Source organism: Pseudoalteromonas sp. NZS71_1 (assembly GCF_015864305.1).
GTDB classification, from domain to species: domain Bacteria; phylum Pseudomonadota; class Gammaproteobacteria; order Enterobacterales; family Alteromonadaceae; genus Pseudoalteromonas; species Pseudoalteromonas arctica.
The window spans coordinates 19,498-31,411 of sequence record NZ_JADYXM010000018.1 but is presented as its reverse complement, the minus strand read 5'-3'; the positions used below and the strand labels follow the sequence as shown (position 1 = coordinate 31,411).

Annotated in this window: 13 protein-coding genes, 2 tRNA genes and 1 riboswitch; of the genes, 8 read left to right on the top strand and 7 right to left on the bottom strand. The window is 38.0% G+C overall.

Going from position 1 to position 11,914, the window contains the following annotated elements; all coding sequences use genetic code 11:
* Positions 1–18: 18 nt before the first annotated feature.
* The 4 genes from I6F43_RS18260 to I6F43_RS18245 form a co-directional block, all read right to left on the bottom strand.
* Positions 19–417, bottom strand: coding sequence for a hypothetical protein (locus I6F43_RS18260; RefSeq protein WP_007579808.1), 399 nt, complete (start codon positions 415–417; stop codon positions 19–21).
* Between the two features lie 60 nt (positions 418–477).
* Positions 478–2,553 (bottom strand): S9 family peptidase, encoded by a 2,076-nt coding sequence (locus I6F43_RS18255; protein WP_197103472.1) that lies wholly within the window; start codon positions 2,551–2,553, stop codon positions 478–480.
* Between the two features lie 142 nt (positions 2,554–2,695).
* Positions 2,696–3,259 carry a hypothetical protein gene (locus tag I6F43_RS18250; protein WP_024589489.1) on the bottom strand — a complete coding sequence of 188 codons (564 nt, stop codon included), beginning with the start codon at positions 3,257–3,259 and terminating at the stop codon, positions 2,696–2,698.
* A 96-nt stretch (positions 3,260–3,355) separates the two neighbouring features.
* Positions 3,356–3,444, bottom strand: a riboswitch (cyclic di-GMP riboswitch).
* Between the two features lie 88 nt (positions 3,445–3,532).
* Positions 3,533–4,189, bottom strand: a complete 657-nt coding sequence (locus I6F43_RS18245) for a cytochrome b/b6 domain-containing protein (RefSeq protein ID WP_007579804.1) — start codon at positions 4,187–4,189, stop codon at positions 3,533–3,535.
* 107 nt (positions 4,190–4,296) lie between these two features.
* On the opposite strand from I6F43_RS18245, the gene I6F43_RS18240 reads away from it, so the two are divergent.
* The 3 genes from I6F43_RS18240 (at position 4,297) to I6F43_RS18230 (ending at position 5,868) form a co-directional block, all read left to right on the top strand.
* On the top strand, positions 4,297–5,001 hold the full coding sequence (locus I6F43_RS18240) for an AzlC family ABC transporter permease (RefSeq protein ID WP_169044532.1): 705 nt from the start codon (positions 4,297–4,299) through the stop codon (positions 4,999–5,001).
* Positions 4,998–5,297 (top strand): AzlD domain-containing protein, encoded by a 300-nt coding sequence (locus I6F43_RS18235; RefSeq protein WP_004335020.1) that lies wholly within the window; start codon positions 4,998–5,000, stop codon positions 5,295–5,297. Before I6F43_RS18240 ends, I6F43_RS18235 begins: the two co-directional genes overlap by 4 nt.
* A gap of 73 nt (positions 5,298–5,370) precedes the next feature.
* Positions 5,371–5,868, top strand: a complete 498-nt coding sequence (locus I6F43_RS18230; protein WP_197103470.1) for a glutathione peroxidase — start codon at positions 5,371–5,373, stop codon at positions 5,866–5,868.
* 118 nt (positions 5,869–5,986) lie between these two features.
* Here I6F43_RS18230 and I6F43_RS18225 read toward each other — a convergent pair whose 3' ends face one another.
* Entirely contained in the window at positions 5,987–6,172 is a 186-nt protein-coding gene (locus I6F43_RS18225; protein WP_007579801.1) for a PA3496 family putative envelope integrity protein, read from the bottom strand.
* A 388-nt stretch (positions 6,173–6,560) separates the two neighbouring features.
* Between I6F43_RS18225 and I6F43_RS18220 the strand changes: the two genes are divergently transcribed.
* Positions 6,561–7,355 (top strand): YggN family protein, encoded by a 795-nt coding sequence (locus tag I6F43_RS18220; protein WP_165736359.1) that lies wholly within the window; start codon positions 6,561–6,563, stop codon positions 7,353–7,355.
* Positions 7,356–7,592: 237 nt separating this feature from the next.
* Here the strand turns inward: I6F43_RS18220 and I6F43_RS18215 are convergent, their stop codons facing one another.
* On the bottom strand, positions 7,593–9,035 hold the full coding sequence (locus I6F43_RS18215; protein ID WP_197103468.1) for an aminotransferase-like domain-containing protein: 1,443 nt from the start codon (positions 9,033–9,035) through the stop codon (positions 7,593–7,595).
* Positions 9,036–9,137: 102 nt separating this feature from the next.
* Between I6F43_RS18215 and I6F43_RS18210 the strand changes: the two genes are divergently transcribed.
* A complete protein-coding gene (locus I6F43_RS18210) occupies positions 9,138–10,067 on the top strand; it encodes a DMT family transporter (protein WP_007579798.1) in 930 nt (309 codons plus the stop codon).
* A gap of 37 nt (positions 10,068–10,104) precedes the next feature.
* Here I6F43_RS18210 and I6F43_RS18205 read toward each other — a convergent pair whose 3' ends face one another.
* Complete coding sequence (locus tag I6F43_RS18205; RefSeq protein WP_197103466.1) at positions 10,105–10,974, bottom strand: diacylglycerol/lipid kinase family protein; 870 nt, start codon at positions 10,972–10,974, stop codon at positions 10,105–10,107.
* Between the two features lie 325 nt (positions 10,975–11,299).
* On the opposite strand from I6F43_RS18205, the gene I6F43_RS18200 reads away from it, so the two are divergent.
* The 3 genes from I6F43_RS18200 (at position 11,300) to I6F43_RS18190 (ending at position 11,895) form a co-directional block, all read left to right on the top strand.
* Complete coding sequence (locus tag I6F43_RS18200) at positions 11,300–11,440, top strand: hypothetical protein (protein WP_010554841.1); 141 nt, start codon at positions 11,300–11,302, stop codon at positions 11,438–11,440.
* Between the two features lie 219 nt (positions 11,441–11,659).
* Positions 11,660–11,750, top strand: a tRNA-Ser gene (locus I6F43_RS18195).
* Positions 11,751–11,802: 52 nt separating this feature from the next.
* A tRNA-Ser gene (locus I6F43_RS18190) sits at positions 11,803–11,895 on the top strand.
* Positions 11,896–11,914 lie beyond the last annotated feature (19 nt).

The window sequence follows — 11,914 nt, the reverse complement described above, 5'->3', positions numbered from 1 at the left end:
TTATAATACTCATATTAATTACCAGTTCTGTTTTATATAACTATCACTTGGATGCACTAATAAATAGCTTTCAGTATCTTTATAAAAATTAACTTCTACATCGCTATTTTTCCATACTTTTTCAAACATGTTTTTAGCTATGATATTAATGTTTATATAGTCAACTCGTTGATAGCCACGTTCTTTTACACCCGCAAAATAGGCCTCTAACGAATCAAGACTATCTAAAGTTAACAGTTCAAACTCTTTTAAGTTAACAATCACAAACTTAATCGTATTTTCAGGGTGAGTGCTCAATTCTTGAATAACACCATTAGTTAATGATGTTATACCTTCATTGTTAAAGCTCCCCTTCAATTTTAAATACATATGAGGGGGCTGTGAACAAATCTGAAATTCGCCATGTGCTCCAAACATAAATTACCTTATATATATCAACTTCTATATATAGAGTAATACAATTTTCCGATTTTGCAGTTAATTTAACAGCGCAATAAAAAAGGCCATTTCGAGGGCTTTTTCTTCTAAGCTTTTAAAACGACCTGATGCACCGCCATGACCTGCATCCATATCGGTTTTAAATACTAAAATATTACTGTCTGTTTTAAGTTCACGCATTTTTGCAACCCACTTCATAGGCTCCCAATACTGTACTTGTGAGTCATGAAGACCGGTAGTAACGAGTATGTTCGGGTAGTTTTGTGCGCTAATATTGTCATAAGGCGAGTAAGCTTCTATCACATCATAAAATTGAGGCTCATTTGGATTACCCCATTCATCGTATTCATTTGTTGTGAGTGGAATACTTTCATCAAGCATTGTGGTTAATACGTCTAAAAATGGTACATGACAGCCAACACCACAATATAACTCTGGTGCCTGGTTTACAACCGCCCCCATTAATAGGCCACCGGCACTGCCGCCTGAGGCAAACACCTTATTGCTATCACAATAACCTTGATCAACAAGCGCTTTTGTCACATCAATAAAGTCACTAAAGCTATTTTGTTTATGCTCTTTTTTACCTTGCTCATACCATTCGCGACCTAGCATTTCAGAGCCTCGAACATGCGCAATAACATAAACAAAGCCACGATCGAGTAAGCTCAATGACGAACTAGAAAAACTAGGATCAATCGTATAACCATAGGCGCCATAGCCGTATTGAAATAACGGATTTGTGCCATCTTTTTTAAAGCTGTCTTTTCGATAAACAACAGATACAGGTACTTTAACTCCGTCGCGAGCAGTTACCATTAATCGCTCCGACTGATAGTCATCGGCATTAAAACTACCGAGTACTTTTTGCTGTTTAAGTAGTGTTTTTTCGCCAGTTGCTAAATCAACATCATATAAAGAGCCTGGTGTTGTTAAACTTGAGTAATAAATACGCGCAGTGCGTGTGTCTGGCTCTGGGTTCATTGCTATTGCAGCATAATAACAAGGATCGGCAAACTCAAGTGCCATACGATCCCCTAGCCTATTAACAACTACAAATCGAGCTTGCCCTTGCTCGCGTTCACTCAATACTAAAAAGTCATTAAATAACTCTACACCTTCAAGCAGTACATTTTCTCTGTGAGCTGTATGCTCAAACCATTGTGTTTTATCAGCAATCGTTTCGTTTGTTGCCGTCATTAATCTAAAGTTTTTAGCTTGCCAGTTAGTCACAATATAAAATGTGTCACCTAGCTTATCTACGTCAAACTCGTGGCCATCTTCACGCGGCATTAATGCTTTAAATTCGTCAGTGGGCTTATTAGCATCAAGCACCCATGTATCGTTGGTCTCTGTCGATGCTAAATCAATAATAATTAAGCCTTCGTCGCGGCTTTTACCAAGCCCCATAAAAAAGCTGCTGTCTTGCTCTTCGTAAACCATTACGTCTTGGCTTTGCTCGCTGCCAAGCTCATGCCTAAATACTTGGTATCCTAGTAGCGTTTTTAAATCTTTTTTTACATAAAAAACAGTTTTATTGTCGTTAGCCCAAACAACCTGCCCTTCTGTATTTTCAAGTACATCAGGTAGCATTTCACCGGTCGTTAAGCTTTTAAAGCGAACATTATAAATACGACGACCTTCAGTATCTTCAGAGTAAGCCATAAGCTGCTCGCATGGGCTTAGTGCGACTTCTCCTAGCTCAAAAAACTCAAATCCCTCAGCTAATATATTCACATCGAGTAAAAGCTCTTTATTATCAGCCTTTATGCTCGTGCTTCTATAATGGCGAGAGTACTCATCATCACCACGAACTTCTGAGTGATACCAGTATTTCCCGTCTTTAACGGGTACCGAGTTATCGTCTTTTACAATGCGTGCTTTTAACTCTTCAAAAAGTGTATTTTGGAGTGGCTTCATTGCAGCTAACTGTTCATCGCAATATGCATTTTCAGCATGTAAATGTGCAAGTACTTGCTCATCCTGACGATCGTCATCACGCATCCAATAGTAATTATCAGTGCGTATTTTATTATGAGTACTTAATGTATGGGCTTGCTGTTTAGCAATCGGGAAATTAGGTAATAAACTTAAAGAATAGTCAGGACGAGACACAACAAAACCAATTAAAAAAATAACGTGATTTACAGTTTATCATAAAAATAAAAAAGCCCATCCAATAGTTGGATGGGCTAAAACGGTAAACGCTTCATTACTAAAACCGCTATACCTTTGGGAAGATAATTCACTAACAGCCTTATATTTGCTGCCAAGCCATAGCCCAACTTTGTCCAATACCGGGCTCGAACATAAACTTTTTATCGTCACTCGCGCGGCAAAACTCATTAAATGGCCAAGGCCTACATTGATAAACATGCCCTGTTTTTGGCTGCAATACCTTTGTACCCGCATTATAGTTTTCACAATTTTCAGGGTACACGTAATCATAAGTATCAAGGTTATTAACAACACGCTCATCGCATTTTGCAATACAATGAAAATCGACATGCGCTTTACATATACCACTGCTTTGCAAAGCAAAAATTTCATTGTTTCTATAGGCTACAATTAAACCTTGTTCGGTCATTTTACCTGCGCTAACAAGGGGTACATGCACGTTAATATGCTCGGCAACTAAACGTGGCCATGCGTGAGGTTCACCTTGTTCAAGCGAGGTGATTTTGTAATCAAATGATAAACTAACTAGCTCTCCTTGCATGTCATAAAAGGTTACACTCACCACATCGCCAATAAACAATTGGGTATGATGATTTAAGCAACCTATTGTTGACCACTTTCCACAGGCCAACGACGTATGCATAAACACGGCAACACCTTAAGAGTTACAAAATCTTATCCATACACTATGGATACACAAAAAATACACTGAGGGCAAGTGATACATAACAACACGTTATGCAGTAGTCCCGCTACCATAGCTTTATAAAAAGCCTTAGACCGGAAACTTTGCGCCCTAATCTTTCGATTAGTTTGCCAGCAATGCGGCGATTATAATTCGGCCCCGCATAACAATCAAACAAAAGAATGTAACCAAAAATAAAAACCAACCCTTTAAGATTGGTTTAATGTGTTTTTAACTAAATAAATAAGTTAAAGGTTCTTTTGCCCACGTAAATATCAGCAACACCAATAAAGATATAAATATTAGCCACGCAGGCCAAGACGCTTTTGTTACTTTAGCCTCAGAGTCATCCGCTTTTAACTCTTTTGAGCCTGTGATCATCGCCTTAACTAGCGGCTTACCTTTTATTCTATAAACAATAATAGCTAATACATGTAAACCAATAGCATAAAGTAAAATGTCAAAATTCAGCTCATGTAGCCAATTTGCAAAATCAATCGTATCGCTAGACACATATTGAGCAAGCGGGCCGTCAGTTAAAATGCCATCACTACTCATTAACCCGGTAATAAGCTGCGTAATTATAATTATAAAAAATACCATTACCATACAACTGCCAGGTGCTGAATGACCTAGCGAGTCGCTTGGTGTCTTTAGTGCCTTTAAAATAGCACGAGGAGAGTGCAGCAACCCACTTAATCTCGCAGTTTTACTTCCGATAATGCCCCATATTAAACGCGTTACGATGAGTGCTAAAGTAAAGAACCCAGCAACAAAATGAAGCTCAATCATGCCCTCTTCAATACTAAAATAAAGCACCGCAATACTTACAACCAAAAACCAATGAAAGCATCTAATAAACCCATCCCACACTTTTAACGTCGTCATTGCGCCTATCCTTAAAAAAACAGTATTATCTAATTCGTTAACTACTTTAACATCATAATATTAAGGTATCCTTATGAGCCATTCTACAAGCCGTGCGAGTAAATATCATGCAACCAGTTAAAAAAGCTATTTTAAAAGGCTTTTTAGATATGCTACCACTGTGTTTAGCTGTTGTTCCTTGGGGCATTTTATGTGGTTCTTTAGCGATTCAAAATGGCTTTAGTGCACTAGAAACCCAAGCAATGTCGTTATTAGTCTTTGCAGGCTCTGCACAGCTTGTTGCAATTGAACTTATAGCGGGCAACACACCATTGCTCACAATTTTATTCACAACATTTATTATTAGCTCTCGGCACTTTTTATACGGTTTAGCTGTGCGTCATAAGGTAATTGACCAACCTATGCGTTGGCGCTTACCAGTAAGTTTTGTATTAACCGATGAGTTATTTGCATTTTCTCACCATAGAAAAGCGTACAGAACAAAAACACGTTTAATATACGCATTGAGCGCTGGTTTTAGCTTTTATATTGCATGGAATATTTGGACGTTAATTGGCATTGTAGCAGGCACAATGCTGCCCGATTTAACTAATTTAGGGCTCGACTTTGCCATTGCTGCCACGTTTATAGCTTTGGTTATTCCGGGCATTAAAAATTTGGCCTCACTCGTTACGGTAATTGTAGCAGGCATTAGCGCAACGCTTTTAAAAAGCACAGGATTTGAGTTATGGCTTGTTTGCTCAGCGCTGCTGGCAATGGCCGCAGGTTACAGCACAGCAAGACTAGCCACTAAAAAGGAAGTAACGCCATGATGACGACTATTTTACTCATGGCGTGCATTACATTTTTTACGCGTTATTTATTTTTACACCGTGCTTTGCCGTTTAAAGTAGGCCCTAAAATGCAGCAATTTTTAAGCTTTAGCGCACCAGCAGTGCTTACAGCAATTTGGGTGCCTATCGTGTTTTTGAATGAAGATGGCATTAACTTAAACTGGCAAAACCCTTATTTAAGCGCAGCAATAGTCGCCATTATTGTTGCCTACAAAACACATAATATTTATTACACTACGCTTGCCGGTATGGGGCTATTTCTAATTTTAAATTAGTGCGATCTTTATACTTTATGAAATACTGCACTCAGGTTAAAATGCGGCTAACAACAATAAAAAAGACGCCAATATGCACGAATTTCATCAATTAAGCGCAACAAGCTTACAGGGTCAACCTATCAACTTTAATGATTTTGAAGGTAAGGTTGTGCTTATTGTTAATACCGCAAGTAAATGTGGATTTACCTACCAGTACGAGTCACTGCAAGCTTTGCACAATAAGTATGCCAGCCAAGGTTTAGTTATTCTGGGATTTCCGTGCAATCAATTTGGTCAGCAAGAACCCGGCGACGCAACACAAATAGAGCAAGGGTGCTTAATTAATTTTGGTGTGAGTTTTTTAATGGCGGCCAAAGTAGATGTAAACGGTGAGCATGCTCACCCAATCTTTCGTTATTTAAAATCGGCTTTACCTGGTTTTTTAACACGTAAAATAAAGTGGAATTTTACTAAATTTTTAATTGCCGCAGATGGTACACCAATTAAACGTTATGCACCTTTTATTAAACCCGAAAAGCTAGAACTTACAATTCAAAAAGCATTAGCACAGGCTAAAAGTACGCTTTAAAAAGTAATAAAGAGGCGCAAGGCCTCTTTATTGCCAATACTATTGAAACTTAAACATACGCATAACTGCACATTTAAACTCTCAATATTAATTGGTATTTTATTTATACTAGTGAAATTTAATCGGTGTAATCGCTTAAATCGTCTTCGCCTAGATTTTTACGCAAGCGTTTTTGCTCAAGGTAGTCTTCCAACTTCTTTTTAACCTTTTGCTTGTTCTTATCGTGTTGATTACGTCCGAGCATTTCGTACTCGTCTTCAACAAAATCGTCATCTAGCGCATCGTAACTAAATGTCTTACCCACAACCCACTCCATAAAGTGTTTGAGACCAACCAAGGATTTTATTATCGCAATAGCCGGTAAAATTAAAAATGTTTAATGCCAAAGTGCACTGCAAATTAACATCAAAATAAAGCCACGCGACTACTGTAAATAGTCTTCATGTCAGTAATGTGAATAAATAGCGCTAAATTTGAATTGAGGAAAGTGAGAGTTTTTTATCGTATCGATAAATAAAATTTATTAATTTTTATTAGTTAGCCAATTTGACTAAAAAATAGTTATTTATTAATTATTTTGACTTGCTAAAAAATAAAGAAAAACACTTAATCAATTGTTTTTTATGGAAAAATAAAACTGGCATCAAACTTGTTATTAATTAATCGTCATCAACAAAAAGTAGAGAACAAACATGAAAAAATTACTATTAGTTAGCGCATTAATTTGTACGCCAGCCGCTATGGCTCATAACGACAACGATTCTGCAATTTCATTTAGTAACGATGAATGTAACGTCGAATTTAAAAACGATGTACGTATTAAACCAAACGAATTAGAAATTTTTACTGCCAATAATAAAACTATGCAATTTAATGCCCATGGTGACTTAACCGTAAATGGCGAGCTTGTAGCGCTTAATAGCTCACAACGCGAAGCACTGAATAAGTACTCTGACAGCTTACGCACTCAATTACCTGAAGTAGCTAACATAGCGTTAGAGGGTGTTAAAATTGCCGGTGTGGCATTAGAAGAAGTAGGCAGTGCATTTAATATTGACGGTCTTGATAATATGTCTGAGCTTATGGACGACATTAAAATTGAGGTAGAAAACACATTTTACCAGCAAGGTACATTTGTAATGGGCCAACAAAGTTTTAATCAATTTGGCGAAAACTTTGAACAACAATTTGAGCAGCAGATAGAAACAGCGGTTGAATCAGCAGTAATGCAATCAATGGGCAGTATTTTAGTGGCTTTAGGTTCTGAGTTACTTGGTTCAGGCGGCGATATGGATGCCTTTGAACAGCGCATGGAAAATATGGGTGCACAAATAGAAGAAAAAGTAGAGCTACATGCAAGCGCACTTGAAGAGAGAGCTAACTCTTTATGTGAAAACTTTGCTGATATTGCAAAACAAGAAGAGCAATTAGTAATGCAAGTGCCAGAGCTTAAAGGTTACCAGTTATTTAGCTTTAAACAGAATTAGTACAGCAAACGTTATTTAACATCCCTTTGGCAGCACTTAAGTTTACTTAAATGCTGCTTTTTTGTGTTTCCCAAACTTATACCAACCTGCATAAATCTTTGATCAATTTAACGAATTAAATTGCACTATAACTTCGTTAAAAATTTTTTATTTAGAACAATAGATACAAAAACTTTTGCCTAGTTCTAGCGTAATTTTCTTAACGTTAAATAGACCCCATATATAAGCAGATTGGTATTACTTTTTAGCTAATAAAGTGAGCTTGCCCAATGTAACTATTGCTTGCTCTATCTGCTCGCTCCACGGCACACCATAACTTAACCTTACGCAGCTTTTATACTTATTAGAGGCTGAAAAAATAAGCCCAGGGGTAATACTAATACCAACCTCAAGAGCAAGTAAAAATAATTTTTGACTATCGTATTCGCCTCCTAAATCTAGCCACATTACACAGCCTCCTTTTGGATCGCTTATACGTGTATTTTTTGGCATAGTTTGTTGCAAACACCATCGCATACGCTCTTTGTTATCGCGCAGGCGCTGCCTGAGTACCTTTAAGTTACGGTCGTACTCGCCGCTGGCAATAAATTCTGATAACGCCCATTGGTTTATTAACGAAGCGGAGCAACTTAGTGCTCGTTTATATCGCCGCGCTTGTGTTGCAAATTTACCGGCAACGACCCAACCCACACGATAGCTAGGCGCTGCGGTTTTAGAAAAAGATGAGCAACTGATCACTAATCCTTTTTTAGAGTACGCTAAAGCAGGTGTGCCTCGTTTTGCCGTAAAATATAAATCGCCGTATACGTCATCTTCAATAAGCACTACGTCGTGGCTTTCGAGTAACTCCACCAGCTGCTGCCTATTTGTATCTGGCATAAAGCTGCCCACAGGGTTGCTAATTGCTGTCGAGAATAAACACGCTTTTATGTCATGTTCATTCAAAGCGCGATCCAAATCGCTTAACCAAATGCCATTATCTGGGCACAGTGGTATTTCGAGCGCTTTAAGCCCTAAGCTTTCTATTAGCTCTATAATCCCGTGATAACAAGGTGTCTCAATAGCCACTACATCGCCTGGCTTTGTTACACACTTAAGTGCAATAGCCATGGCTTCTTGTGCACCATTGGTGATCACAAGCTCGTCCATATCAATGCCAATGCCAAAATCTAAATAGCGATGCACTAATTGCTTTTTCAGCGGTACAAACCCATCTGTTGGGCCATAGTTTATGGCTTTACTGCCTGCGATAGTCATTACGCGGCGCATGTTTCTGGCGAGTGCTTTATCGGTAGGTGCTGCGGCAATTGGGTTAGCGATACCAAAAGGGACTACGTTCGCTTGATGAATCGCGCTGTACACCTGCTCTATTAAGGCTTGTTTATTTACCACAACAGGTTCGCGACTTAATTTAACTCGCTTAGGTAAATTGTGCGCCATGCTAACGACTTTTAAAAAATATCCTGATTTTTCACGCGCCTCTACCAACCCTTGATCTTCAAGTGACTGGTAAGCCTGTTTTACAGTGGGGATACTTATGCTTAAGTTATCTGCCATTTTACGCAGTGATGGAAGTTTTTCGCCGGGGAGTAAAACTTGTTGAGCGCTCATATCTCTAATCAACTGAATAACTTGCTGATATAAAAACTCATGCCCTTGGCTATTTTTTTGTCTTATCATCACACACCAAATCTGTATAGGTTACATTTTTACTTTTCTGTATATGGTAAGTATACAGATAGGTCTTAAAATAGCCATTCAATCGGGCTTTGGAGACTAACCATGAAAAGTGCAGCGCTATACATTACAACTGTTTTAATTTGGGGCTCAACTTGGTTAGCCATAGAGTTTCAGTTAGGTGATATTGCGGTAGAGTTATCGTTATTTTATCGCTTTGCTATTGCAGCGCTTTTAATGTGGTTATATGTAGCGTACAAAAAACCCGACATGCGATTTAAGTTACTGGATCATGGCTTTTTTGTTTTATTAGCCATTTGTAATTTTGGATTAAATTATTTAATGCTTTACTGGGCACAAAATCACCTTACCTCAGCCATGACCTCTATTGCCTTTTCAATGCTGCTGGTTATGAACATAGTCAATACTCGGTTATTTTTTGGTAAGCCAATCTCAAAACGAATTTATACAGGTGCTGTACTCGCTGTATTAGGTATTACGTGTCTGTTTTGGCCACAGTTACAGCAGTTCGACTTGAGTAATGGTGCGTTGGTCGGGTTACTACTTGCCCTCGGTGGCACCTTTGTGGCTTCATTGGGAAATATGGTAAGCGTTCGTAATTCTCGTAAACAAATTGGTGTATTGCAAGGCAATGCATGGGGTATGTTATACAGCGCTATAGGCTTGGCTTTATATGTATTAATGAACGATGTGCAATTTAGTTTAAATGCTCCACCAAGTTACTGGTTATCACTACTTTATCTATCAATATTTGGCACTGTAATCGCTTTTGGTTGCTACTTTGCTCTACTTAGAAATATAGGCCCTGAAAAAGCCAGCTACGTTATTGTTTTATTCCCATTAGTGGCAGTAACACTGAGTAGCTTTTTTGAAGGCTTTGAATGGCACGCAAATACCTTTGCAGGATTTAGCCTAGTGCTATTAGGTAACGCCATTGTGCTTACTCCAACAAAACGAATTAACGCCTTTTTAGCTAATAGAGCAATGGCTAAAAGTGGCTCCGTCCCCAGTTAGACGCGTTATTAACGCAACTAACGTAAAAGCGCCTACCCTACTGTAGGCGCTTTTTTATTGGCATATGAAAAAGTAAAGCCTGCCCATGTACACTAATAACGGCAGGAGTTTTACCTACCAGTTCACCATCTGCTTCAATCAATAACCCTTCAGTTTTTATGGAAGCTGTATTTAAGCGACTGTAGTTAAGGTTTTTTATATGCTGATGGCGCTTAAAAAATAACTTCATAAAGCTTATTACATTATAAAAAAGCCCACCCGATCGCATTTGATAACACTCAAGTAGCCCATCAGTTAAATCTGCTTTTGGCGCTATTTCTAGACCACCACCAAAGTACTTATGATTAGCAAATACGGTAATTAAATTTTTATACTGCCGAACATCGTTATTAAACGTACCTTGTAACTGCTGAGCTTGATAATAAAATAGCTCTTTAATGCTCGTCCAACTGTAATCAAAAGATGAAAAACTAGCTTTAGCATTAATCGCTTTAACTACATGAGCATCAAACCCTACCCCTGCAATATTAATAAAATAGCGGCTATTAATTTTTCCTACATCAACTGCTGTCGGTGTATTAAATAGTGCCTTTCGCCAATCATCTTCTTTGCAACTAAACCCTCTCGAGAAATCGTTACCTGTACCGCAAGGCAATAATGCTAACGTACAGCTACTCCCTATTAACGCATTAACCGCCAAGCTCAATGTACCGTCTCCGCCAAGTACAACTACTTTGGTAAATTTACTCAGTAGCAACCTTATTTGAGCGCAGTCATCGTTAAAGTTTCCCGTTGTAGTAAACATACAATAAGAAAAACTGCGTTTTTTACAAATGCTTTTAAGCCATATTAGTGATTTTTCACTCTGTTTTTTTGTACTTGGTTTAATAATTATTAGTAGTGACAAGCTTTTGTTTCCAACAATGTATTTAAAAACGAATAAAAAAGAGTTTAATTAAGTTTTTTTAATCTGAATAAATAGTCAAAATTTTTGTTTAAAATGCATATAAATAAATAAAAAACACACAAACACCAGTATTGGCGAGAGTAACGCCGATTTTATTTTAACTATTTATGCAAAAACCATAATAAAAAACACTGAACCGCACGTTAATAAAATCAATAAGGATTAGTTTAACTAATCCGTCAGGCTCAATTTTTATCGTTGTCTTTTTAATCAAACAACGTGCAAAATGCACGCGATTTCAACATATACAACCCGGAGCAAAATAATGAAACCAATTAACACATTAAATCAAACAGCAGCAGCTCAAGTAGCAGTTAAACCAACTAACCGTAAAGCAAGAATGTTAGCTAGACTTAACACTATTGGTAAAAGACTAGCACTTAGCGGCGCAGCTCAATATAAATAATCACCCAACCATGATTATTTTTCGGTGCAGCGAACACTCAACCACTAAATGAAGTCACTTATTTAGCTCCCTCTTGTTTGCTGCAACCTATTTATTTTATTAAAAATTGCCTTAATTTCCCCTTATTTACAAAAAAAACCTCATTTACGTACGTTTTTTAGGCAAACAGTCATTTTGCTATTTACACAGCGGTATCACCTAAGTATTATTCTGCGTCACGGAGAGATGGCAGAGTGGTCGAATGCACCGGTCTTGAAAACCGGCATGGGTTTATAGCCCATCTAGGGTTCAAATCCCTATCTCTCCACCATATTTTAATTGGTGGCTTTTTTTACTTCCATCAATACAAACGGTTATGCGTTGGAGAGGTGTCCGAGTGGCCGAAGGAGCTCCCCTGCTAAGGGAGTATAGAGTTTGTAGCTCTATCGAGGGTTCGAATCCCTCCCTCTCCACCATACTTAATTTAAACCACTT

Excerpts from the sequence above, each read along its gene's own strand:
- I6F43_RS18235 (WP_004335020.1), top strand. The coding sequence starts at position 4,998 with ATGATGACGACTATTTTACTCATGGCGTGCATTACATTTTTTACGCGT.
- I6F43_RS18245 (WP_007579804.1), bottom strand. The coding sequence starts at position 4,189 with ATGACGACGTTAAAAGTGTGGGATGGGTTTATTAGATGCTTTCATTGG.
- I6F43_RS18220 (WP_165736359.1), top strand. The coding sequence starts at position 6,561 with ATGAAAAAATTACTATTAGTTAGCGCATTAATTTGTACGCCAGCCGCT.
- I6F43_RS18260 (WP_007579808.1), bottom strand. The coding sequence starts at position 417 with ATGTTTGGAGCACATGGCGAATTTCAGATTTGTTCACAGCCCCCTCAT.
- I6F43_RS18200 (WP_010554841.1), top strand. The coding sequence starts at position 11,300 with ATGAAACCAATTAACACATTAAATCAAACAGCAGCAGCTCAAGTAGCA.
- I6F43_RS18210 (WP_007579798.1), top strand. The coding sequence starts at position 9,138 with ATGAAAAGTGCAGCGCTATACATTACAACTGTTTTAATTTGGGGCTCA.
- I6F43_RS18240 (WP_169044532.1), top strand. The coding sequence starts at position 4,297 with ATGCAACCAGTTAAAAAAGCTATTTTAAAAGGCTTTTTAGATATGCTA.
- I6F43_RS18230 (WP_197103470.1), top strand. The coding sequence starts at position 5,371 with ATGCACGAATTTCATCAATTAAGCGCAACAAGCTTACAGGGTCAACCT.
- I6F43_RS18250 (WP_024589489.1), bottom strand. The coding sequence starts at position 3,259 with ATGCATACGTCGTTGGCCTGTGGAAAGTGGTCAACAATAGGTTGCTTA.
- I6F43_RS18215 (WP_197103468.1), bottom strand. The coding sequence starts at position 9,035 with ATGATAAGACAAAAAAATAGCCAAGGGCATGAGTTTTTATATCAGCAA.